A 23,127-nucleotide genomic window follows, 5' to 3' on the forward strand; every position below is an offset into this window, starting at 1 on the left:
GCGGGTTCGCTCATCAAGCCGGCGTGTAGATCCTGTTTGCCCTGGTCTCGAAGGCCTCGGTGAACATGCGAAAGGCGCGGTCAAACATCGAGCCCATCAGCGCGCCGAGAATGCGGCTCTTGAACTCATAGTCGATGAAGAAATCGACGGTGCAGCCGCCAGAAGGCGTCTCGGCGAAATGCCAGCGATTGTCGAGATATTTGAACGGGCCATCGATATATTTGACCTCGATGACGTACTCGGGCCGGTTCAGCAGCACCTGCGTCGTGAAGGTCTCGCGGATCGCCTTGTAGCCGACCGTCATGTCGGCGACGAGCAGGATCTTGCCGTCGCGCTCCTTGCGGCTCCTGATGGCCAGCGCTTCGCAGAGCGGCAGGAATTCCGGATAGCGCTCGACATCGGCGACGAGGTCGAACATCTGCTCGGGCGTGTGCGGGACGGGACGGTGCGTTTCGAATTGCGGCATAGGCGGCAATTAATCGGGCCGGCCGAGAAGATCAAGAAGCTCGCGCATCTGGCGGCGGGATTTTAGCTGAAGAACCGGCACGTCAGGGCCATGTGCGGCGATGCCGGCGACGAGGCGCGGCGCAAATTTCTCCTCGAAGGTCCAGATGAAGCGGAGGAATTCCCAATCGACCTTCTCGATACAGCCCGGCGCCATTTCGGGGCGAGTGCGGCCGATCCATTTCGCCCACCGGCTGATTGCGCCCCAGATACAGAGAAGCCGCGGCATGCGGACCCAGATGACGAAATCGGAGCGCGGCAGCCGAATGTCCAGGGAGGATGGGTTCGTGCCGTCCATGATCCAACGTTCTTCGAGGATCCGGCTGGCGATGATATTTCTCTGCTCGACCCTGTCGCGCACCACCCAGCCGGGAAGCCAAAATACGTCGCGATCGAGCGAAATGTAGGAAAGCCCGAAGCGCTTGGCAATCTTCAGCGATAGCGTGGATTTGCCGCCGCCCGAGCAACCCATGACGAGGATGCGGCGGGCTGTGCGAGTATGCTCCGCAGCCTGTTTAAGATCGGTGATCTGCTGACGCGGCGGCAAGTCTACTCTCTGATCCATCATCAACTCCCTCGAGCCAAAACGTGCGTTTCGCCGGCGCGACTCAAGCGCTAAGAGCGGCGAGCCGGTTAGCTGCTTTGCGCGATCTTATGATGACGGTGGAATTGAAAAGCCCGTGATCGCGAAGTGCTGCCTCGATCAGAGGTGCGGCATGCCGTTCGAAATTCCAGATATAGGCAAGCGCGTCCAGCGAGAGGCGTTCCGGGCAGCCGGCAGGCAGTTCGGGGCGGTTACGCCCAAAGTAGCGGAATGCTCTCGATAGGGCGCCGTAGAGGCATGCATATCTGGGCAGCCGAAGCCAGATGACGGCATCCGCGCGCGGCAGGCGAAGATGGAAGGAGCTGAGGCCGGTTCCATCCATGATCCAGCGTTTTTCCGCCACCGCCTCGGCTATCCGGCGGTCGATCTCGTCGCGCGGCCTCTTTCGCCAGCCCGGTAGCCAGTAGAAATCGCGGTCCATGGAGATGTAGTTGAGGTCGAGCGCTCGCGAAAGCCGCGTTGCAAGCCTGCTCTTGCCGCCGCCGGGGCAGCCGATCACCAGGATACGGTCGGCTTCGATCAGCGGCGATTTCAATCCGGAGGTGATGTTCATCGTCGGCCTCCCAAAGAAAAACCGCGGCGAAAATCGCCGCGGTTCAATCAAAAAGCAAGTACCAGATGTTACTCGGCTGCCATCAGCAGCTTTTTTTCGCGCGCCGCTCTCAGCCGGGCAAAGTCGTCGCCGGCATGGTGGGAGGAGCGGGTTAGCGGGCTGGAGGCGACCATCAGGAAGCCCTTGCTGTAGGCGACGGTCTCATAAGACTTGAACTCGTCGGGGGTGACGAAGCTTTCGACCTTGTGGTGCTTGCGCGTCGGCTGCAGGTACTGGCCGATCGTCAGGAAGTCGACATCGGCTGTGCGCAGATCATCCATCAGCTGGAGGACTTCGTTTCGCTCTTCGCCAAGACCGACCATGATGCCCGATTTGGTGAACATGGTGGGATCGAGTTCCTTCACCCGCTGCAGCAGGCGGACAGAATGGAAGTAGCGGGCGCCGGGGCGAACCGTCAGATAGTTGCCGGGCACTGTTTCCATATTGTGGTTGAAGACGTCGGGCTTGGCGGCGACGACGCGCTCCAGCGCACCCGGCTTCTTCAGGAAGTCGGGCGTCAGGATCTCGATCGTCGTCATCGGCGAGGCCGCACGGATTGCCCAGATCACCTTTTCGAAGTGTTCGGCGCCGCCGTCCTCCAGGTCGTCACGGTCGACCGAGGTGATGACGACGTGGCTGAGGCCCATCTCCTTGACCGCCTTGGCGACATTCTCCGGCTCGGCCATGTCGAGCGCATTCGGCTTGCCGGTGGCGACGTTGCAGAAGGCGCAGGCGCGGGTACAGATCTCGCCCATGATCATGAAGGTCGCGTGCTTCTTGTCCCAGCACTCGCCGATATTCGGGCAGCCGGCCTCCTCGCAGACGGTGACGAGCTTGTGCTCCTTCACGATCGCCCGCGTTTCGGCATAACCCTTGGAGGTCGGCGCCTTGACGCGAATCCAGTCCGGCTTGCGCATGACTTCCGTATCAGGCCGATGCGCCTTCTCGGGATGCCGCACGCGCTTGGCGTCGGGATTGATCGTATCGAGGATCGTCACCATTGCAGTTTCAGCTTTCTACCGCCCCTATGCGGCAAATCGATCGGATCTAGCGCCGCACCAGCCGCGCAAGGAATATCAACAGGCAGGCTCCGAGGAAACCCGTCACGAAATAACCGAGCCGTCCGCCGACCACCTCGACATGGAATTGCGCGAGGACGGCGCTTGCGACGACCGAACCGACGATGCCGAGCACGATGTTCAGAAAAATCCCGTATCGCGCTTCCATCAGCTTGCCGGCGAGCCAGCCCGCAAGCCCACCGATGATGATTGCCGAAATCCAACCGACGCTTTCCATGCCCTGCCCTCAGTTACGCCTCAAGCGACCGCCCTTGCGATCAGAACCACGATGATGGCGCCGACGGTGGCGTGGATGATCTGCACCACCAGCGCGTTTTCAATGCCCAGCGAAATACCGAGCGCGCTGAACAGATAACCGCCGACGAAGGCGCCGATGATGCCGCTCAGCAGGCATCTTATCAGCCCGCCGCCACCGACGACCAGGCTTGCGAGGAAGCCTGCAACCAGGCCAATCAGTAAAAATACCAGCAACGCCTGCGTCTCCATAGACATGATGATTTCCTTTCGTTTTTTCCACCCTAGCGGCGTGGCTTTCCACTCCGGACATAAAGGGCAGCTTCGGAAATTCTCAAGCGTTCAGCACACGGCCGTAAGCATCTAGCACCGCTTCCTTCATCGTTTCGGACACGGTCGGATGCGGGAAGATCGTGTGCATCAGCTCTTCCTCGGTCGTTTCGAGGTTCATCGCGACGACGAAGCCCTGAATGAGCTCGGTGACTTCGGCGCCGACCATGTGGGCGCCGAGCAGCTCACCGGTCTTCTTGTCGAAGATCACCTTCACCATGCCCTGGTCTTCGCCGAGCGCGATCGCCTTGCCGTTCGCGGCGAAGGAGAAGCGGCCGACGCGGATGTCGCGGCCCAGCTCTTTGGCTTTCGCTTCGGTGATGCCGACAGAGGCGACCTGCGGATTGCAATAGGTGCAGCCCGGAACCTTGCCCTTGTCTGTGGGATGGACGTTCGGGAGGCCGGCGATCTTTTCGACGCAGACGACGCCCTCATGCTCTGCCTTGTGCGCCAGCATCGGTGGGCCGGCGACATCGCCGATCGCATAGATGCCGGCGACATTGGTCTTGCCGTAGCCGTCGATGACGACGCAGCCGCGGTCGGTCTTGACGCCGAGCGCCTCGAGGCCGAGATTCTCGATATTGCCCTGAACGCCGACGGCCGAAATCAGCCGGTCGGCAGTGATCTGCTGCACCTTGCCATCGGCCGTCTCGACATGGGCGGTAACGCTGTTCGTGGCCTTGTCGACCTTCGAGACCTTGGCGCTGGTGAAGATCTTGAGGCCGCGCTTTTCAAGCTGCTTGCGGGCGATCGCCGTTACCTCGGCATCCTCGACCGGCATGATGGTCGGCATGACTTCGACGACGGTCACATCGACGCCCATCGAGCGATAGAAGCTGGCGAATTCGATGCCGATCGCGCCTGAGCCCATGACGATCAGCGACTTCGGCAGCACATCCGGCTTCAGCGCCTCGAAATAGGTCCAGATCAGCTTGCCATCCGGCTCGATGCCAGGCAGCGCGCGCGGACGGGCGCCGGTCGCGATGATGATGTGCTTGGCGGTATAGGCGCCCTCGCCGCTCTTGACGTTCTTCGGCAGCGGATGCTGCGGCTCGACAACGGGCTTCGTCGACTTGCCGACAACGATCTCGCCGGGCTTGGTGATCTTCGCTTCGCCCCAGATGATGTCGATCTTGTTTTTCTTCATCAGGAAGCCGACGCCGGCATTCAGTCGGGCGGAGACGGCGCGCGAGCGGCCGACGACGGCCTTGGCATCCGGCTTGACCGTGCCTTCGAGAACGAGGCCGAAATCCTTGAAGTGATTGGCGTGGTCGAGCACCTCGGCCGAGCGCAGCAGCGCCTTGGTCGGGATGCAGCCCCAGTTCAGGCAGATGCCGCCCATATGCTCGCGCTCGACGATCGCGGTCTTGAGGCCGAGCTGGCTGGCACGGATAGCAGCGACATAGCCGCCGGGACCCGAGCCGATGATGATGACGTCGTAGGATTCAGCCATGTGTTTCCTGCCTTTGTTACGCTGCGCTGCGGGTCATGAGCACCCACGCGTGTCTCTTGCTGTTTTCGAAGAGCGGCACGGCATCGGCGCGCGCAGCCTCCAGGAATCCGTTTCTTCCATAAAGCGACAAAGCCGCTTCGTTGTCGCTTGCGGTGATCAGGCTGACGGGCCGCCGATCGGCCCTTTCGATCTGATCGTCGAGCAGCCTGCGTCCGATGCCGATGCCGCGCAGATGGCGATAGACGCCGAGACTGCCGATGAACCAGCTTCCCACAACCGTTTTCTGCAAGGCGAGCATCGGTGCGGTTGCCGGAATCGTCGCCTCGATATCGCCTATCCCCTCACCCAGCGCATGGCCGATCGCCACACCCGCGACCTCGCCATAGGCCTCGGCAATGACGGCATCCCGCCAGCCGCCGACGGCTTCCTCCTCGCTCATCTTCAGCCGGCCCCGCTCCAGCGGCGTATCGCTCACGCCGTTTTCCACACCGGCAAACCAGAGCCAGGAGGCAAACCCGCGCGATGCGATATCCGCCAGAATCGCCAGCTCCGAGGCATCCCGCCGTGAGGCCTGCCGGAGGGCGATGAAGGAGGCCATGGTCAGATCCCCAGCATCATCCGCACGATCGATTCCAGCCCGCGTCCGAGCGCACGCGTATTGTCCGCATCGAGGTGAATGCCATCGATCGGCGTGGTCTTGGCGACGGAATTGCCGTCGAAGAAGCCACAACCGAGTTCGTCGGCAAGATCACGATAAAGCGTTGCAAGTTTTGCCGATTCCTCGATACCGCCGGGAAAGGATGCGGCGAAAGGCACGTTGCCCGTCGCGCGGATCGCCGGCGGCGCCACGATCAGAATCTCCGGCCCATCGAATTCAAAGGGCCAGGCATGATTGCGGATCAGCCGCACGAGTCGGCTGATACCCTGGCAGGCGGCAAAGGCCGAGCCTGCCACGACCGGCTTCATATCATTGGTGCCGAGCAGAAGGATGACGAGGTCGAGCGGCGCATGGGTCTGCAGGATCGTCGGCAGGATGCGAGCACCGTTGCGGTCGCAATCGGCGAGATGGTCGTCGAAAGCGGTGGTGCGACCGTTCAAGCCTTCGGCGATAACGCGCGCCTCATGGCCGAGCGCTGCCTGAAGCACGCTCGGCCAGCGATTTTTGTAGTCATGACGGCCGATCGTCTCGGCGTCATAACCCCAGGTCAGCGAGTCACCATAGCAAAGAACGGTCTTGGTCATTTCCGCCTCCGCGCCGCTATCAGACAAGCATGCCCATCGGGTTCTCGATGTAGCCCTTGAAGGCCTGGAGCAACTCGGCGCCGAGCGCGCCGTCGACGCAGCGATGGTCGGTCGAGAGCGTGACGGACATCACGGTGGCAATCGTAATTTCGCCCTTCTTGACGACGACCCGCTGCTCGCCGGCGCCGACCGCGAGGATCGTCGCATGCGGCGGGTTGACGACGGCTGCGAAGTTCTTCACGCCCATCATGCCCATGTTCGAGACCGAACTGGTGCCGCCCTGATATTCCTCAGGCTTCAGCTTGCGATCCTTGGCCCGCTTGCCGAGATCGCGCATCTCGTTGGAGATCGTCGACAGGGTCTTTTCCTCGGCCTTGCGGATGATCGGGGTGATCAGGCCGCCGGGGATCGAGACGGCGACGCCGACATCGGCGTGCTTGTGCTTGACCATGTTGCTGTCGGTCCAGGAGACGTTGGCATCCGGAACGTCGCGCAGCGCCAGCGCCATGGCCTTGATGACCATGTCGTTGACCGAGAGCTTGTAGGCCGGAGCGTTGTCCTTGCGCGGAGCCGCATCGTTCAGCTGGGCGCGCAGCGCCAGCAACGCATCGAGCTCGCAATCGACGCTGACGTAGAAATGCGGGATCGTCTGCTTGGATTCGACCAGACGCCTGGCGATCGTCTTGCGCATGCCGTCATGCGGCACGAGCTCGTAAGAGCCCGGTTCGAAGAGCTTGAGCACGGCTTCTTCGGACGCGCCCTTCGGTGCAGCGGCGGCCGGAGCAGGCGCGGCAGCCTGCGGGGCGGCAGCGGATACGGGCGCAGCAGCAGCCTTGGCGCCACCGCCGGCAACGGCGGCTTCGATGTCGCTCTTGACGACGCGGCCGTGCGGGCCGGAGCCTGCGACTGCCGAAAGGTCGATACCGGCTTCCTTGGCCAACCTGCGGGCAAGCGGCGAAGAGAAGGTGCGGCTGCCATCCGATGAAACCGAGGCCGGCGCGGGGGCGGTTACAGGTGCCGCAGCCGGAGTGGACTGGGCCGGAGCCGGTGCAGCTTCGGCCTTCGGCGCGGCTGCACCGTCTGCCTTCGGCGCTGGGGCGGCGGAACCCGCACCGCTTGCGGCAGCGGAGACATCCTCGCCATCGGCGGCGAGAACCGCGATCAACGCATTGACTTTGACGCCTTCGGTGCCGGCGGCAACGACGAGCCTGGCGACCGTGCCTTCATCGACGGCTTCGACTTCCATCGTCGCCTTGTCGGTCTCGATCTCGGCGATCACATCGCCAGACTTGACCTTGTCGCCTTCCTTGACCAACCATTTGGAAAGATTGCCTTCCTCCATGGTCGGAGAGAGGGCGGGCATCGTGATATTGATCGGCATCGAAACACCCTCCCCTTATTTGTAGCAAACAGCCTTCACCGCATCGACCACTTCGCCGACGTTCGGAAGGGCAAGCTTTTCGAGATTGGCGGCGTAAGGCATCGGAACGTCCTTGCCTGCGATCGTCAGGATCGGCGCATCGAGATAGTCGAAGGCCTGCTGCATGACGCGGGTGGCGATTTCGGTGCCGACGGAGGACTGCGGATAACCTTCCTCGACGGTGACCAGACGGCCAGTCTTCTTCACCGATTCGATTACAGTCGGCAGGTCCATCGGGCGGATGGTGCGAAGGTCGATCAGTTCGACGTCGATGCCGATCTTCTCGAGTTCGGCGACAGCCTTGGTCGCATAACTCATGCCGATGCCGAAGGACACCACAGTGACGTCCTTGCCCGGACGATGGATGCGGGCCTTACCGATCGGCAGGACGAAATTGTCGAGCTTCGGCACGTCGAAGTGCTGGCCGTAGAGAATTTCGTTTTCGAGGAAGATGACCGGGTTCGGATCGCGGATCGCAGCCTTCAGCAAGCCCTTGGCGTCGGATGCCGTGTAGGGCATGACGACCTTCAGGCCGGGGATGGCGCTGTACCAGGCTGCATAATCCTGGCTGTGCTGGGCGCCGACGCGAGCCGCAGCACCGTTCGGGCCGCGGAAGACGATCGGAGCACCCATCTGGCCGCCGGACATATAGAGCGTCTTGGCGGCGGAGTTGATGATGTGGTCGATCGCCTGCATGGCGAAGTTGAAGGTCATGAATTCGACGATCGGGCGAAGGCCGGCCATTGCGGCACCGACGCCGACGCCGGCAAAGCCGTGCTCGGTGATCGGCGTATCGACGACGCGGCGGGGGCCGAATTCCTGCAGCAGCCCCTGCGTGACCTTGTAAGCGCCCTGGTATTCGGCGACTTCCTCGCCCATGACGAAGACGTTTTCGTCGGCGCGCATTTCTTCGGCCATGGCGTCGCGGAGCGCTTCGCGCACGGTCGTCGACACCATTTCAGTGCCGGCCGGGATTTCGGGGTCGTTCGGAACGACAGCCTTCGGCTCGGCCGGAAGCGGTGCGGAGGCGGAACCGGTGTTGGTCGGCTTCTCTTCCTGGGCAACCGCGGGCGCTGCCGCGGCGGCGGGCTTGGCGGCGGAAATGTCCGAAGCGGATTCACCGTCCTGCAGCAAAACGGCGATCTTGGTATTGACCTTGACGCCTTCAGTGCCGGCATCGACGAGCAGCTTGCCGATGATCCCTTCATCGACGGCTTCGACTTCCATCGTCGCCTTGTCGGTTTCGATTTCGGCAATCACGTCGCCGGAGGTGACCTTGTCACCTTCCTGCTTCAGCCATTTGGACAGTGTGCCTTCTTCCATGGTCGGAGAGAGGGCGGGCATGAGGATATCGATAGGCATGGGTTCCCTCCCCGATTAGAGCAGAATGTCGGTATAGAGCTCGGATGCATCCGGCTCCGGATCGGCCTGGGCGAAATCGGCACTGTCAGCGACGATATCGCGGACATCCTTGTCGATCGCCTTCAGATCGTCTTCGGAAGCCCAGCCCTTTTCGACGAGGCGAGCCTTGACCTGTTCGATCGGGTCATGCTCGGAGCGCATCTTCTGCACTTCGTCCTTGGAGCGATATTTCGCCGGGTCGGACATCGAGTGACCGCGATAACGATAGGTCAGCATTTCGAGAATGATCGGGCCCTTGCCGGAACGGCAATGTTCGAGCGCCTCGTCGGCCGCAGCCTTGACGGCGCGGACGTCCATGCCGTCGACCTGAATGCCGGGGATGCCGAAGCCGGATCCACGAAGCGAGTAGTTCGACTGCGCAGTGGCGCGCGCGGTCGACGTCCCCATGGCGTAACGGTTGTTCTCAACGATATAGACGATCGGCAGCTTCCAGAGAGCAGCCATGTTGAAGCTCTCGTAGACCTGGCCCTGGTTGGCGGCGCCGTCGCCGAAATAGGCGATGGAGACATTGTCGTTGCCGCGGTAGCGGTTTGCGAAGGCAAGACCCGTTCCGAGCGAGACCTGGGCACCGACGATGCCATGACCGCCGTAGAAATGCTTCTCTTTCGAGAACATGTGCATCGAGCCGCCCTTGCCGTGGGAATAGCCGCTGCGACGCCCGGTCAGTTCCGCCATGACGCCGCGTGCTTCCATGCCGGTTGCCAGCATATGGCCGTGATCGCGATAAGCGGTGATGACCTGGTCGCCATCCTTCTGCGCCATCTGCATGCCGACGACGACAGCTTCCTGACCGATGTAGAGGTGACAAAAGCCGCCGATGAAGCCCATGCCGTAAAGCTGGCCGGCCTTCTCCTCGAAGCGGCGGATCAACAGCATCTCGCGATAGGCCTTGAGCTCTTCATTGCGATCGAAGTCGGCTACAGGGCCTCCATTCGATGCTTTGGCTGCCGGTTTTGCTGCAGTTTTGCGGCTGGAAACGGTCGCGGTCTTTCGCGGCGCCATTCAACCCTCCCTATGGGTTTGTCGTTTCTTGGTGGGGCGTACCATAGGGAAGAAATATGACCACAGCAATGCCATAATTGCATGGCTCGTATTCGCTGCTAAATTATTGGAAAAACTATGAAAATTCAAATTAACCTGTTTTCGGTTAATTGGAATAATGGTTGAATATGACGATCTCGTCCGCGCGCGACATGTTGAGCTGATAACGCGCTTTTTCGTCCAACATATCCTTGTCGAGCGAGCCGTCACTGAGGAGCGCGACCTGATTTTCCAGATGTTCGCGCTTCGCCTTCAAGACTGCAAGCTCTTTTTCACGCGCGACACGCTGATGCTCGAACGTCTCCGTTGCGCGCAGGCCGTAATCGCCATGGATGCAATGATAACCGAAATAGGAGAGGAAGGCGACCGTCATGGCCGGAATGACGAAGCGACCGATCTTTCTCTTCTTATGATGCTTTGTCCACATACACGCATGCTCTTGAACGCATTACCAATTCGTTCAATCTAACGCGCAGAGATTAACCGTTCGTTGACTCTAAAAACCGGGCAATAAAAAACCCGCGCCGGGAAGGCGCGGGTTAAACCATTGAACATCAGATCCGATCAGCCGCGAATGATCGAGCGGCCGGCATACTGAGCCTGCGGGCCGAGGCCCTCTTCGATGCGGATCAGCTGGTTGTACTTGGCAAGACGGTCGGAACGCGACAGCGAGCCGGTCTTGATCTGACCGCAGTTGGTGGCGACCGCGAGATCGGCGATGGTCGAATCTTCGGTCTCGCCGGAGCGGTGGGACATGACGGCGGTATAGGCCGCCTTGTGCGCCGTGTTGACGGCATCGAGCGTTTCCGTCAGCGAGCCGATCTGGTTGACCTTGACGAGGATCGAGTTGGCGACGCCCATGCGGATGCCGTCGCGAAGACGGGCGGAGTTGGTAACGAAGAGATCGTCGCCGACGAGCTGGGTCTTCTTGCCGGTCAGGTCAGTCAGCGTCTTCCAGCCGTCCCAATCGTCTTCGGCCATGCCGTCCTCGATCGAGATGATCGGATACTTGGCGGCGAGCTCAGCCAGATATTCGGCCATGGCGCCCGATTCCAGCGTGCGGCCTTCCCCTTCGAGAACGTATTTGCCGTCCTTGAAGAATTCGGTCGAGGCGCAGTCGAGGCCGAGGTAGATGTCCTCGCCCGGCTTGTAGCCGGCTTTCTCGACCGACTTCATGATGAAGTCGAGAGCTTCCGAAGCACTCTTCAGACCCGGTGCGAAACCGCCTTCGTCGCCGACATTGGTGTTATGGCCCTGCGCGGCAAGTTCCTTGCGCAGCGTATGGAAGACTTCCGAACCCATGCGCACGGCTTCGGCGATCGAATCGGCGCCGACTGGCAGGATCATGAATTCCTGGAAATCGATCGGATTGTCGGCGTGGGCGCCGCCGTTGATGATGTTCATCATCGGCACCGGCAGCAGGCTGGCGGAAGCGCCGCCGACATAACGGTAGAGCGGCAGGCCGGACGCCTGGGCAGCAGCCTTGGCGACGGCGAGCGACACGCCGAGGATGGCGTTGGCGCCGAGGCGCGACTTGTTCGGCGTGCCGTCCAGCTCGATCATGATGTTGTCGATCTGGATCTGGTTTTCAGCATCGATGCCACCGATGGCATCGAAGATCTCGGTGTTGGCGGCTTCCACCGCCTTTTCGACACCCTTGCCCAGGTAGCGCTTGCCGCCGTCGCGCAGTTCGACCGCCTCATGCGCGCCCGTCGAGGCGCCCGAGGGAACGGCCGCGCGGCCCATGCTGCCATCTTCGAGATAGACATCGACTTCGACGGTGGGGTTGCCACGGCTATCGAGAATCTCACGGGCGATGATATCGGTGATTGCAGTCATGGGTTCTTCCTGCTCGGTGGGTGGTGATAAGTCGGTTCGAAACCTGTCTTAGTCGAAGGCGTGCAAATTACAATGCTGCAATTTCCAGCCTTCGAACCAGCGTTCGGATCTCGCCTAAAGCGCGTCGCGATCTTTCAGATTCGCTTGCCACGCTTTAGGTCTTTGGCTTTCCGCATGTCGTTGTCGCAAAACCGCTGCACACTTTTTCGCGACATGCCTATAGCACGATCATGTCAGGCTGTTGAACGTCAAGCCTTGGCGACCGCATCGAAGGCAAGCAGCTTTTCAAGCAGCCGCGGCATGTCCTTGAGATAGACCATGTTCGGGCCGTCCGAAGGTGCATTGTCGGGGTCCTGGTGGGTTTCGACGAAGACGCCGGCGATACCGGTGGCCACTGCTGCGCGCGCCAGTGTTTCCACGAATTCCCGCTGACCGCCGGAGGAATCGCCCTGCCCGCCCGGCTGTGCCACGGAATGGGTGGCATCGAAGATAACGGGCGCGCCCATCGCCGCCATGATCGGCAGCGAGCGCATGTCGGAAACCAGCGTATTATAGCCGAAGGAGGCGCCGCGCTCGCACAGCAGCACGTTCGGATTGCCGCTGGCGTTGAGCTTCTTCAGGACGTTCTTCATGTCCCAAGGGGCGAGGAACTGGCCCTTCTTGACATTGACGACGCGGCCGGTCTTGGCGGCGGCGATGAGAAGGTCGGTCTGTCGGCAAAGGAAGGCCGGGATCTGCAGGACGTCGACGACCTTTGCCACCTCCGCGCATTGCTCGGCGGTATGAACGTCGGTCAGGACAGGAAAGCCGAATTCCTTCTTGAGGTCGGCAAAGACCTCCATGCCCTTTTCGATCCCGATGCCGCGTTCAGCCGAAAGAGAGGTGCGGTTCGCCTTGTCGAAGGAGCTCTTGTAAACGAGGCCGATGCCGAGCTTTGCGCAAAGCTCTTTCAGCGTACCGGCAACCATGAAGGCGTGGTCGCGGCTCTCCATCTGGCAGGGACCGGCAATCAGCGACAGCCGGCCGGTATTGGAAAAGGTCACCTGGCCTTGGCCTTCGCCGATCTTGACTTCGGAATTCGTCTCAGTGCTCATCGTGTCTCCTCGAAGGCGAAGAGCGTGCCCTGCCCGGGCGCGGGCTTCACCAGAATGCGATTGTTCTTGCGCGTGTATGTCACCCCGTTAGCAGCCAAATGCGCTTCTGTCACGGCAAGATCGGCGACAATGAAGAGGATTGCCCGGCCACGCAGGCCGCGATCGGCGGATGAGCCGGCGATCTCGAAATAGGCTTCTAGCCCTTCCGGCGTCATCAGGCTGATTTTCGCGTTCGACGCAGCAACATTGACGCCAAAACCGGTTTTCTCGACTGCCGCCTGCGCCACGGCAAGGCCGACGAAGGCTCCGAAAGCGGCAGCATCAGGCGCGCAGAGCGCGATCTCGGCAATGCCGGTGACGCCATTGGCATGCGTCTCCAGCGCGCCGCGGTCGGCCGGCAGCGGATTGACGCGTTCGACGCTGAAAAGGAAGAGATCGGGCGCTCGCAGGTCGCCGGCAAAAGCCAGCTTGAAGCCGGCGATGCTCTCAGAACCGTCCGGCATCGTCATCGGCCGGGTGAACTGCAGCATCTCGCCGGCGCTCGATCCGTTGCCGACGAAGTTCTGATGATCGATGCCGGCATCCTTACTACCGAAAGCAAGCCCCGAAAGCCCCTCCTCGCCGCAGCGGAAGCGGAAGGCCCGGTTGCGGGCGGTGAAGACATTGCCTTGCCGCGCTGAGGCCTCGCTCTCCTCGACAATCGCAATCCCGAGCGGCTCCAGATAGGTCTTGTCGGCAAAAAAGACGCAGGCGTTTTCCGTTCCGAAGGGATGGCGTGCATCGGCGGCAACGGTGAAGCCGAGCTTGCCAAGCCTCTCGCGCGCCAGATCGATATTGACGACGGGCAGCACCACATGATCCAGCGGGTGCGGCTTGGCGGAACGCTCGTTCATGATATCCCTCCTGGAAACGGCAAGAGATGTGCGATGGCGCGCCCCTCAATGCAAGACATGTGTCCCAATCCGGCGAATGAAAATAAAAATCTCAACGAGTTGGCGCCAAGTTTTACGGAAATTTAGCTACTTGCGGAACACATATGGAACATATAGTGTCTGTTCTGGATTTGTTTCAATCACGAGGTCACAACGTCGATGCTCACGCGCAAACAACAGGAGCTTCTCCTTTTCATTCATGAGCGCATGAAGGAATCCGGCGTTCCGCCATCTTTCGACGAAATGAAGGATGCCCTGGACCTCGCTTCCAAGTCCGGGATTCACCGGCTGATTACGGCGCTCGAGGAACGTGGCTTCATTCGTCGCCTACCGAACCGCGCCCGTGCGCTCGAGGTTATCAAGCTTCCGGAGGCCTACAGCCCCAGCATTCAGCCCCGGCGGGGCTTTTCGCCCAGCGTCATCGAGGGCAGCCTTGGCAAGCCGCAGCCGGTCGCCACTCCTGCTCCCGCAAAACCCGTCGCCGACAACGGCAACTCGGTCTCCGTGCCGGTCATGGGCCGTATCGCCGCCGGTGTTCCGATCTCGGCGATCCAGAACAACACCCACGACATCGTCGTTCCGGCCGACATGCTCGGTTCCGGTGAACATTATGCGCTCGAGGTCAAGGGCGATTCGATGATCGACGCCGGCATCTTCGACGGCGACACCGTGATTATTCGCAACGGCAGCACCGCAAGTCCTGGCGACATCGTCGTTGCTCTCGTCGACGACGAAGAAGCGACACTCAAACGCTTCCGCCGCAAAGGCGCCTCGATCGCGCTGGAGGCGGCCAACCCGGCTTACGAGACCCGGATTTTCGGGCCGGACCGCGTCAAGGTTCAGGGCAAGCTCGTCGGCCTCATTCGCCGCTATCACTGACATCAGGCAGTCCGGATTCGGCAAAACTGTTGCTGCGCCAGTCATAGGCGCGATGCCGCATCCATGGCCGCGACAATGCATCGAATGCGGTTGCGACCTCCAGGCCGGCGTCGGCGAACCGCAACTCGACGGAGCCGGTCCTGCGCAGCGTTTCGCCGGTGAAGAGCGTCGCCCCTGAGCGGCAGCTGTTGAAGCGCAGGCGGACCGACGTCACGACGATATCGGCCGCGTCGCATGCCGGACCGAGATAGGCGGCATTGTCGATGACAGCAACGACATGACCATTGCCAAGCCTTGATGTGCACCAGGCCTTCTTGACGCAGGAAAAGCGGTTGGCTTCACCGGCCGCTGCAGCCGCCCGCATCGCCGACCTTGCTTCGTTCTGCTGATCGCGGGAAAACCTGACGCGGCGGTCTTCTCCCTCCGGCGGGATAGCAGGACCATCCAGCATCTTCGGCGGGTGATGCGTCGGCAGGACCAGCGCTCTCTGCCACTGGTCGAAGATGAAATCCGGCGGTCTTTCACGGTTGGAAGCCATGGCCCCCGCCTCGACGATTGCGACGAGACCACCATCCTCCGAAATCGCCAGATCCGGCGGCCGGGGAACCGGCAGAAGCAAGAGGACGAGCGTCGAGATCGCGATGATCGACGTGCCGATATGGCGCAGCCGGGTGCGGAGCAGCGTCAGCAGCAGAAAGCCTGCGACGGCTATCGCGAAATACCAAGCGGGCAAGCGGCCGATGCCGATGTCGCCACCCCAGCCGGACACCGTCTTTGCGATCGCGATCACCAGATCGAGGCCGAATCCGACGACCTTCCAAGGCAAAACATCCAGACCGAAAGGCATGAGCAGCATCGCCAGCAACCCGGCCGGCATGATGATGAAGGAGATGATCGGCATCGTCGCGAGGTTTGCCGGCAGGCCATAGGCAGTCACGCGATGAAAATGCTCGATCGAAAACAGCGCGGTGGAAAAGCCGCCGATCAGCGAGGTCAGGAAGACGCCGCCGAAGAAACCCGCAACCGTAACGACGGGCCGAAACACCGGCAGCTTCAGGAAAGCGTTTTCGCGGACGCGCCGGTCCTTCCACAGCTGGTAGCCAGATACCAACGCCAATGTCGCAGCAAAGGACATCTGGAAGCTCGGACCCAAGACCTCGGACGGTGAAATGGCGAGAATGACGAGCGCCGAGAGAGCGACATTGCGCAGGCTGATCGACGGCCGGTCGAAGAAGACGGCAATCAACATGATCGCCATCATGATGAAGGCGCGTTCGGCCGAGACGGCAAAGCCGGAGATCAGGAAATAGGCCGTGACGGCGAAGAGCGCGCCGGCAGCGGCGATCTTCTTGGTCGGATAGGCTTGGGCGACACCGGGAAAGAGGCTGAGCAGCATGCGGAAACCGACGAAGAAGATGCCGGCTGACAGCGCCATGTTGAGGCCGGAGATAGCGATGATATGAGCCAGACCGGACTGGCGCAGCGCCTCCGTCGTCTCATTCGAGATGGCGCGCCGCTCGTCCGTCACCAGAGCAGCGGCAAAAGCGCCGGTGTCGCCGGGCAGGATCGACCTTATGCGGTCGCCGATACCGCTGCGCAGCCGGTAGAGACCTTCGAGCAGCGCTTCCGTCGTCGATCTGGCCGCTTGCGGACCTGCCTGCAAATCGACCTTTGTCGGCGCACCGTAGAAGAAGCCGTTGGCGCCGATGCCATCGAAATAGGCACCGAAGGAGAAGTCGTTGAGCTCAGGAAGCGCTGGACCTGCTGGCGGCGTCAGCCGTGCCCTGCCGGTTATGATATCACCGATCTCGAAAGGCGCGTCCGCGCCGCGGGCGATCGCGGTTATACGCCCCGGCGGCCGCTTCACCTCCGGCGCCTCAGTGCCGGTGACGGCAAGAATATAGCGCCACCGCCCGCGACCATCGCCTTCGCGCCGCTCGCCACGGCCGGTCACCGTCGTCGTCACTGATGAATCGAGGATCACGGTCGAAGCCCGTCGGCTCTCGAGCTGCGCAGAGACCACGCCGCAGGCGACAAGTGCAAGCGCCAGCAGCGTTGCCCGCAATGCCGCCCGGCTGCGGCTGGCGATGAGAACCGCGACGGTCAGCACCAACAGGCAGAGCAGCGATGCAACGAGCGGGAAGTCCGATGCCGCTAGAAACCAGAAGGCTGAGCCGGCGCCGAGGAAGACCGGTGAGAACAGCAGCAGGCGGCCATGGTCCCGCCTCTTCGCCCAGCATGCGCATGCCACTACGCAGCGATTGCGAGGCTGCTGCCGGCAGCCGGTGGCGCCGCGGTGTCGCCGACTGCGTCGTTGGCGGCCGCGTCACCACGACAGCCGGAGAAAAACCGGCGGAGTCGGCAAGGCCGGCGCCTGCTTCCGGCCGCAATTCGACTGTCGTCAACTCCTGCATGTGCTGCCCAAGGTCACTCGCCCCGACAGGCAGAATGCAACCGCCAATCAAATCCGGCAAGAATAATCGATTGAAAAGTGAGGGAAAATTGAAAGAGCCAAAAGAGCAGTCGAATCATCGGCTTCCGATATGCATGCGGCTCATCGCTGCAGTGCCTAAAAGGTGATACTGCAATGCACAAAATGCCATCACGGTAACTTGGCATTAGCCTCGCGATCATATAGCTATCGGTGAGGACGCTTAACCCCTATGGCGCTTTTATGGCGCCACCGCCATTTCGGAGGATCAGCATGACGGATCAAAGCGCTACAATAAAAATCGGTGACAAATCAGTCGACCTTGCCGTTAAAAGCGGCACGATCGGCCCGAGCGTCATCGATATCGGTGCCCTCTACAAGAACACGGCTTCCTTCACCTACGATCCGGGCTTCACGTCGACTGCATCCTGTGAATCGAAAATCACCTACATCGACGGCGACGAAGGTGTCCTGCTGCATCGCGGCTATCCGATCGAGCAGCTCGCCGAACATGGCGACTTCCTCGAGGTCTGCTACCTCTTGCTTTACGGCGAACTGCCGACCACCGTGCAAAAGAAGGATTTCGATTATCGCGTCACGCACCACACCATGGTGCACGAGCAGATGAGCCGCTTCTTCACCGGCTTCCGCCGCGATGCGCATCCGATGGCCGTCATGTGCGGCTGCGTCGGTGCGCTGTCGGCTTTCTACCACGACTCCACAGACATCACCGATCCGCACCAGCGCATGGTCGCCAGCCTGCGCATGATCGCCAAGATGCCGACGCTTGCCGCCATGGCCTACAAGTACCATATCGGCCAGCCCTTCGTTTACCCGAAGAACGACCTCGACTACGCCTCGAACTTCCTGCGCATGTGTTTTGCCGTGCCTTGCGAGGAATATGTGGTCAATCCGGTGCTTGCCCGCGCCATGGACCGCATCTTCATCCTGCATGCCGATCATGAGCAGAACGCCTCGACCTCGACCGTCCGTCTCGCCGGTTCGTCGGGCGCCAACCCGTTCGCCTGCATCGCCGCCGGCATCGCCTGCCTCTGGGGCCCCGCGCATGGCGGCGCCAACGAAGCAGCGCTCAACATGCTGAACGAGATCGGCTCGGTCGACCACATTCCGGAATATATCGCCCGCGCCAAGGACAAGAACGATCCGTTCCGCCTGATGGGCTTCGGTCACCGCGTCTACAAGAACTACGATCCGCGCGCCAAGATCATGCAGAAGACGACGCATGAAGTGCTTGGCGAACTCGGCATCAAGGATGATCCGTTGCTCGAAGTGGCGATGGAGCTGGAGCGCATCGCGCTCACCGACGAATATTTCATCGAAAAGAAGCTCTATCCGAACATCGACTTCTATTCCGGCATCACGCTGAAGGCGCTGGGCTTCCCCACGACCATGTTCACCGTGCTCTTCGCGCTTGCCCGCACCGTCGGCTGGATCGCGCAGTGGAACGAGATGATCGAGGATCCGGAACAGCGCATCGGCCGTCCGCGCCAGCTCTATGTCGGCGAACCGAAGCGCGATTACATCCCGGTTTCGAAGCGCTGATCGCTTTAAAAGAACCGAAAAGAAAACCCGGTCAGAAACGACCGGGTTTTTTCTTTTTCAGGACGTCGAGAAGGATCTCGGCGGCGTGCTCGCCGGGCGGCTTTTCGGTCTGCATGCGTTGCCAGACGAGATCGTAACCCTCGTTCATCGCCTTCAATTGGAGCGTATCGGCCGACAGCCGCTCCATCCAGCGCGCCAGGCTGGCGCCGCGGACCACCTCGTTGAGATATTCGGGCACGACGGCATAATCGGCGATGATATTGGGCAATGCGCCCGTCCATACCTTGATGCGCTTGGTCAGCAGGCTGATGATCCAATCCGTCTTATAGACGGACACCGTCGGCACGCCGGCAAGGCCGAGTTCGAGGATGACCGTACCGGAAGCCGCCATCGCGGCATCCGCTTCGGCAAAGGCCTTCCACTTCTGCATGGATCCGACCACGACCTCCGCCGGCGTGGCCCAGCCGGCGACGAGCCCCTTCACCAGCGCTTCATTGTGCGGCACGGTGGGCAGCAAAAAGCGCATCGGGCCGTTGCGGGCGACGAGTTCCCTGGCCGCGTCCTCGAAGAACGGCAGCAGCCTGCTGATTTCGGAGGATCTTGACCCCGGAAGCATCAGGATCGTCTTGCCCGCTTCGCCGACGGCTGCGCGCCCGGCGCGCAACCGCCGCGCTTCGAGCAGCGCCGGATCGACGGTCAGGCGATGGCCGACATAGGTGGTCTCAGGCCCGCCGAGCGTGCGCATCACTGCCGGCTCGAAGGGCAGGACGGCGAGCACATGATCGACGTAGCCGAGCATGCGCGTGGCGCGATATTCCTTCCAGGCCCAAACGCTCGGACAGACGTAATTGACAACAGGCAGATCGGGCAGCGCGGTGCGGACACGCTTGGCGACGCGATGGGTGAAATCCGGGCTATCGATGATGAGAAGAATATCGGGCTTTGCGGCAATGATGGCAGCCGTCGTCTGGCGGATCAGGGTATAGAGCTTCGGCAGCCGACTCAGCACCTGGGTGATGCCCATGATCGACAGCTCGGAGAAATCGAACAGGGACCGCAAGCCTTCCGCCTGCAGCCCCTCGCCGCCGACGCCGACGAGTTCCACCGGTCCGCTATGAATCCGCTTCAGGGCGGCAATGAGATCTGCTCCAAGCAGATCCCCCGACACCTCGCCGGCAATGACGGCGATCTTCAGCGGCGCCCCGTTCATTCGAGCCCCCATGACGGCAGGCCGCGATCGATGCCGCAGACGAAAAGCCCGGCCTCGTCGGCGGCTTTGATGACGGCGGCGCGATCGAGCACCAGCGAGCGGCCGGCCTCGACGGCGACGCCGGCAAGGCCGGCTTTCCTCGCGTTCAAGACCGTGGAAACGCCGATCGCCGGCAGGTCGGCACGGATATCCTGTTGCGGCTTGCAGAGCTTGACAAGCGCGCCGCGGCGGCGCGGCGAGATGCGCCCGGCGGCTCTGAGACCCGCGACACGCTCCAGCATCTCGTCCGTGCCCTCAAGACCCTCCAGCGCGACGATACGCCCGCCGATGGCGACGGCGCCCTGGCCGACATCGAGCCGGCCGAGCATTTCGGCGGCTTCCGCCGCGCGGTTGATATCGCGCCGGTCTTCTTCGCCCGGTATCGCCGTGCCGAGCGGGCCGACGGCGGCAAGAAGGTCGGGGGCGATCTCATGGGCACCGACGACACGCCGGCCGTTTCCCTCGATCAGCCGGATCACCATCTGCAGCACCGTATCGTCGCCGCCGGACAGCAAGGTGCGGATCGCGGCCGGCATCTTCATCAGAGTGCGCAGAGTCGGGCGCACCTCGCGCCATTCCGGCCGGCGCCGCACGCTGCCGGACATGACGACACGGCCGATGCCGTAGCGGTTCAAGAGGCCCTCGAGAGCTGCAAAATCGCCGATGCCGATGACGGCATGGTCATACCCTTCCCAGCGCCGGTCGCTTTCGTCCTTCAGCGCGACGATGACGGGATTTTCACCCGCCGCTCGCGCGGCTTCGGCGACATAGGAAGGCAGAAGGCCGCCGCCGGCGATGATCGCCAGCCGGCCCGCAGCGGTGTCGCCGGATAAAGTCACGGACTAGCCCTTCTGTCCCCGGGTCGGCGAGGACAAGGCGCGGTCGCTGTCAGCGGCGATGAAATCGAGGATGTGGACCACCTGCTCGCAATCGGCATATTCTTCGCGGATGGCGGCGGCGTTTTCGCGGACCGAGCCCGTTCCTTCGAAGATCGACTTGTAGGCGCGGCGCACTCTATGAATGACGGCGCGGTCGACACCGGCGCGCGTCATGCCGACGACGTTGAGGCCGCTCAGCAGCCCGGGATTGCCGTTCAGCATGCCGTAGGGGATGACGTCGTAGCTCACTGCCGAGAGCCCGCCGACGAAGGCCTGACGGCCGACGCGGGTGAACTGGTGAACGGCCGAGCCACCACCCAGGATGACACGATCCTCGATGACGACATGACCGGCGAGCATGACGTTGTTCGACATGATCACGTGATTGCCGACCCGGCAGTCATGCGCGACATGGGAATTGGCAAGGAAGAGGTTGTTGTCGCCGACGATCGTCTGGCCGCCGAAATCGGCCGTGCCGGTGTTCATCGTCACGCCTTCGCGGATCGTGCAGTTGGCGCCGACCGTCAGCGTCGTTTCCTCGCCGCCGTGATGCACGCTCTGCGGATCGCCGCCGACGACCGCCATCGGGAAGATGCGCGTGCCCTTGCCGATCACAGTGCGGCCGGTAACGACCGCATGCGACAAAAGCTCGACATTCGCATGCAGGACGACGTGCGACCCAACATGGCAGAAGGGACCGATCTTGACGCCCTCACCGATAACAGCACCGTCTTCGACGGCGGCCATCGGATGAATGCGGGCGCTTTCGGCGATAGTGCTCATGCCTGATCCTTACGAACGATCATCGCGCCGATATCGGCTTCGGCGACAAGCGCGCCGTCGACCTTGGCATCGCAATGGAATTTCCAGATATTGCCGCGCTGCTTGTGCTTCTTGACATGGAATTCAACACGATCGCCGGGTACGACGGGCTTGCGGAAGCGCGCATTCTCGATGGTCATGAAATAAACGAGGTTGCCGGGCTGGCCATCCTTCTTGGCACAGATCGCACCCGCGGTCTGGGCCATGCCCTCGATCAAGAGAACGCCGGGCATGATCGGAGATTCCGGAAAATGGCCAGTGAAATGCGGTTCGTTCACGGTGACGTTCTTGATGCCAATCGCTGTGTTGTCGCCGTCGATCTCGATGATCTTGTCGACCATGAGAAACGGGTAGCGATGCGGCAGCAGTTTCATGATCTCGATGATGTCAGCCGAAGAAAGCGTTGTCGTGGCTTCCTCAGTCATTTTGCTCGCCTCCAGGTTTCTTCCCGCGCACTCTCGTCTTGGACATCATTTGCGCGACATCTCTCAGATAGTCATTTAGCGGACGCGCAGGTGTGCCACCATATTGTCCGCCGGCGGCAAGATCGGTCATGATACCGCTTTGGGCGGCGATCTGCACGCCGTCGCCGATCGTCACGTGCCCCTTGATGCCGACCTGGCCGCCGATCTGCACGCCATTGCCGATCTTCGCGCTACCGGCGATGCCGACCTGCGCAACGACGGCGCAATGGCGGCCGATCTGAACGTTGTGGCCAATCTGGACCTGGTTGTCGATCTTGGTGCCCTCGCCGATCACCGTATCGTCCATGGCGCCGCGGTCGATCGTGGTGTTTGCGCCGATCTCGACATTGTCCTGAATGATCACCCGGCCGATCTGGACGATCTTGATCATGCCGCGCGGACCCGGCGCGTAGCCGAAACCATCCTGGCCGATGCGGACGCCGTTGTGGATGATGACGCCATTGCCGAGCAGTGCACAGAGAATGCTCGCACCGGCCGCAATCGAACAATCCCGGCCGATCTTGACGCCCGGACCGATGATGCTCTGCGCGCCAATGCGCGTCCCCTCGCCGATCTCGGCATGCGCACCGATGACGGCCATCGGCTCGACGATCACACCTTTTTCGAGTTTGGCGCTCGGATCGATCACCGCGCTTGTCGCGATCTCGCCTTCACCTGGCGAAAAGGTGACAGGGCGCAAGGCTGCGGGATAAAGCAGTCCGCCCGCCATCGCGAAGGCCGCATGCGGATTGGACGACAGAATGACCGGGATATGCTGAGGTACGAGATCAGCAAGCGCCTTGTCGCAGATCACCACCGAGGCTTCGCATGTCGCCAGCTCATCGCGGCTGCGGCGCGACAGGATATAACAGACATCGCCTGCCCGTGCCCGGCTGATGGGGGCAACGGACCTGACAATAACACCGGCATGGTCGGAATTAACAAGCTCCGCCCCAAGAAACTCTGCCAGCTCAGCGAGCTTCAGACCTTCATGGGGCAGAAAGAAAACGTTTTGCTCCATCGGCAATGCTCCAGAACGGAATTGAGTCTTACAG

General features: G+C 61.7%; 23 protein-coding genes and 1 pseudogene. 2 read left to right on the forward strand and 22 right to left on the reverse strand.

The features are described 5' to 3' along the window. Positions 1 to 13 precede the first annotated feature (13 nt). The 16 genes from BS629_RS31125 to BS629_RS31200 form a co-directional block, all read right to left on the reverse strand. Positions 14 to 466 carry a type II toxin-antitoxin system RatA family toxin gene (locus BS629_RS31125; protein ID WP_077988721.1) on the reverse strand — a complete coding sequence of 151 codons (453 nt, stop codon included), beginning with the start codon at positions 464 to 466 and terminating at the stop codon, positions 14 to 16. 9 nt (positions 467 to 475) lie between these two features. Further along, the gene (locus BS629_RS31130; RefSeq protein WP_018241909.1) at positions 476 to 1,072 is read right to left on the reverse strand and encodes a P-loop NTPase family protein; all 597 of its coding nucleotides are present in this window, start codon (positions 1,070 to 1,072) and stop codon (positions 476 to 478) included. 40 nt (positions 1,073 to 1,112) lie between these two features. After that, on the reverse strand, positions 1,113 to 1,661 hold the full coding sequence (locus BS629_RS31135; RefSeq protein WP_018241908.1) for a P-loop NTPase family protein: 549 nt from the start codon (positions 1,659 to 1,661) through the stop codon (positions 1,113 to 1,115). 68 nt (positions 1,662 to 1,729) lie between these two features. Further along, positions 1,730 to 2,701 carry a lipoyl synthase gene (gene lipA / locus BS629_RS31140; protein WP_003559117.1) on the reverse strand — a complete coding sequence of 324 codons (972 nt, stop codon included), beginning with the start codon at positions 2,699 to 2,701 and terminating at the stop codon, positions 1,730 to 1,732. 46 nt (positions 2,702 to 2,747) lie between these two features. Beyond that, entirely contained in the window at positions 2,748 to 2,996 is a 249-nt protein-coding gene (locus BS629_RS31145; RefSeq protein WP_012757333.1) for a GlsB/YeaQ/YmgE family stress response membrane protein, read from the reverse strand. 20 nt (positions 2,997 to 3,016) lie between these two features. Next, complete coding sequence (locus BS629_RS31150; RefSeq protein ID WP_003539329.1) at positions 3,017 to 3,271, reverse strand: GlsB/YeaQ/YmgE family stress response membrane protein; 255 nt, start codon at positions 3,269 to 3,271, stop codon at positions 3,017 to 3,019. 76 nt (positions 3,272 to 3,347) lie between these two features. Continuing rightward, complete coding sequence (lpdA, locus tag BS629_RS31155) at positions 3,348 to 4,796, reverse strand: dihydrolipoyl dehydrogenase (RefSeq protein ID WP_018241907.1); 1,449 nt, start codon at positions 4,794 to 4,796, stop codon at positions 3,348 to 3,350. A gap of 16 nt (positions 4,797 to 4,812) precedes the next feature. Next, positions 4,813 to 5,394, reverse strand: a complete 582-nt coding sequence (locus BS629_RS31160) for a GNAT family N-acetyltransferase (protein WP_018241906.1) — start codon at positions 5,392 to 5,394, stop codon at positions 4,813 to 4,815. A gap of 2 nt (positions 5,395 to 5,396) precedes the next feature. Next, positions 5,397 to 6,038 (reverse strand): SGNH/GDSL hydrolase family protein, encoded by a 642-nt coding sequence (locus BS629_RS31165; RefSeq protein ID WP_018241905.1) that lies wholly within the window; start codon positions 6,036 to 6,038, stop codon positions 5,397 to 5,399. A gap of 19 nt (positions 6,039 to 6,057) precedes the next feature. After that, complete coding sequence (locus tag BS629_RS31170; protein ID WP_018241904.1) at positions 6,058 to 7,419, reverse strand: pyruvate dehydrogenase complex dihydrolipoamide acetyltransferase; 1,362 nt, start codon at positions 7,417 to 7,419, stop codon at positions 6,058 to 6,060. A 15-nt stretch (positions 7,420 to 7,434) separates the two neighbouring features. After that, positions 7,435 to 8,820, reverse strand: a complete 1,386-nt coding sequence (locus tag BS629_RS31175) for a pyruvate dehydrogenase complex E1 component subunit beta (RefSeq protein ID WP_018241903.1) — start codon at positions 8,818 to 8,820, stop codon at positions 7,435 to 7,437. Between the two features lie 15 nt (positions 8,821 to 8,835). Further along, positions 8,836 to 9,882, reverse strand: coding sequence for a pyruvate dehydrogenase (acetyl-transferring) E1 component subunit alpha (gene pdhA, locus BS629_RS31180; RefSeq protein WP_012757327.1), 1,047 nt, complete (start codon positions 9,880 to 9,882; stop codon positions 8,836 to 8,838). A gap of 145 nt (positions 9,883 to 10,027) precedes the next feature. Next, positions 10,028 to 10,348 carry an FtsB family cell division protein gene (locus tag BS629_RS31185; protein ID WP_018241902.1) on the reverse strand — a complete coding sequence of 107 codons (321 nt, stop codon included), beginning with the start codon at positions 10,346 to 10,348 and terminating at the stop codon, positions 10,028 to 10,030. A 137-nt stretch (positions 10,349 to 10,485) separates the two neighbouring features. After that, the gene (gene eno, locus BS629_RS31190; protein ID WP_018241901.1) at positions 10,486 to 11,760 is read right to left on the reverse strand and encodes a phosphopyruvate hydratase; all 1,275 of its coding nucleotides are present in this window, start codon (positions 11,758 to 11,760) and stop codon (positions 10,486 to 10,488) included. 248 nt (positions 11,761 to 12,008) lie between these two features. After that, positions 12,009 to 12,854, reverse strand: coding sequence for a 3-deoxy-8-phosphooctulonate synthase (gene kdsA, locus BS629_RS31195; protein ID WP_018241900.1), 846 nt, complete (start codon positions 12,852 to 12,854; stop codon positions 12,009 to 12,011). Then, a complete protein-coding gene (locus BS629_RS31200) occupies positions 12,851 to 13,747 on the reverse strand; it encodes a VOC family protein (RefSeq protein WP_018241899.1) in 897 nt (298 codons plus the stop codon). Before BS629_RS31200 ends, kdsA begins: the two co-directional genes overlap by 4 nt. Positions 13,748 to 13,945: 198 nt before the next feature. Here BS629_RS31200 and lexA point away from each other — a divergent pair, with 198 nt between their 5' ends. After that, a complete protein-coding gene (gene lexA / locus BS629_RS31205; protein WP_003539306.1) occupies positions 13,946 to 14,665 on the forward strand; it encodes a transcriptional repressor LexA in 720 nt (239 codons plus the stop codon). Here lexA and BS629_RS31210 read toward each other — a convergent pair. Further along, positions 14,646 to 17,079: pseudogene (locus tag BS629_RS31210) on the reverse strand (ComEC/Rec2 family competence protein). The gene lexA and the pseudogene BS629_RS31210 overlap by 20 nt on opposite strands. 290 nt (positions 17,080 to 17,369) lie before the next feature. Between BS629_RS31210 and gltA the strand changes: the two are divergent. After that, positions 17,370 to 18,659, forward strand: a complete 1,290-nt coding sequence (gltA, locus tag BS629_RS31215) for a citrate synthase (RefSeq protein ID WP_018241898.1) — start codon at positions 17,370 to 17,372, stop codon at positions 18,657 to 18,659. Positions 18,660 to 18,690: 31 nt separating this feature from the next. On the opposite strand, the gene lpxB is transcribed toward gltA, so the two are convergent. From lpxB to lpxD, 5 genes are read right to left on the reverse strand one after another with little or no spacing between them, the layout of a single operon-like run. Further along, positions 18,691 to 19,869: a lipid-A-disaccharide synthase gene (lpxB, locus tag BS629_RS31220; RefSeq protein WP_018241897.1), complete on the reverse strand. Its 1,179-nt coding sequence runs from the start codon at positions 19,867 to 19,869 to the stop codon at positions 18,691 to 18,693. After that, positions 19,866 to 20,747, reverse strand: a complete 882-nt coding sequence (locus tag BS629_RS31225; RefSeq protein WP_018241896.1) for an LpxI family protein — start codon at positions 20,745 to 20,747, stop codon at positions 19,866 to 19,868. Before BS629_RS31225 ends, lpxB begins: the two co-directional genes overlap by 4 nt. Positions 20,748 to 20,750: 3 nt before the next feature. Further along, positions 20,751 to 21,569, reverse strand: coding sequence for an acyl-ACP--UDP-N-acetylglucosamine O-acyltransferase (gene lpxA, locus BS629_RS31230; protein ID WP_018241895.1), 819 nt, complete (start codon positions 21,567 to 21,569; stop codon positions 20,751 to 20,753). Continuing rightward, the gene (fabZ, locus tag BS629_RS31235) at positions 21,566 to 22,033 is read right to left on the reverse strand and encodes a 3-hydroxyacyl-ACP dehydratase FabZ (RefSeq protein ID WP_018241894.1); all 468 of its coding nucleotides are present in this window, start codon (positions 22,031 to 22,033) and stop codon (positions 21,566 to 21,568) included. Before fabZ ends, lpxA begins: the two co-directional genes overlap by 4 nt. After that, positions 22,026 to 23,093, reverse strand: coding sequence for a UDP-3-O-(3-hydroxymyristoyl)glucosamine N-acyltransferase (gene lpxD, locus BS629_RS31240; protein WP_018241893.1), 1,068 nt, complete (start codon positions 23,091 to 23,093; stop codon positions 22,026 to 22,028). Before lpxD ends, fabZ begins: the two co-directional genes overlap by 8 nt. Positions 23,094 to 23,127: the final 34 nt, after the last annotated feature.

Source organism: Rhizobium leguminosarum bv. viciae USDA 2370 (genome assembly GCF_002008365.1).
In the GTDB taxonomy this organism is placed as follows: Bacteria; Pseudomonadota; Alphaproteobacteria; order Rhizobiales; family Rhizobiaceae; genus Rhizobium; species Rhizobium leguminosarum.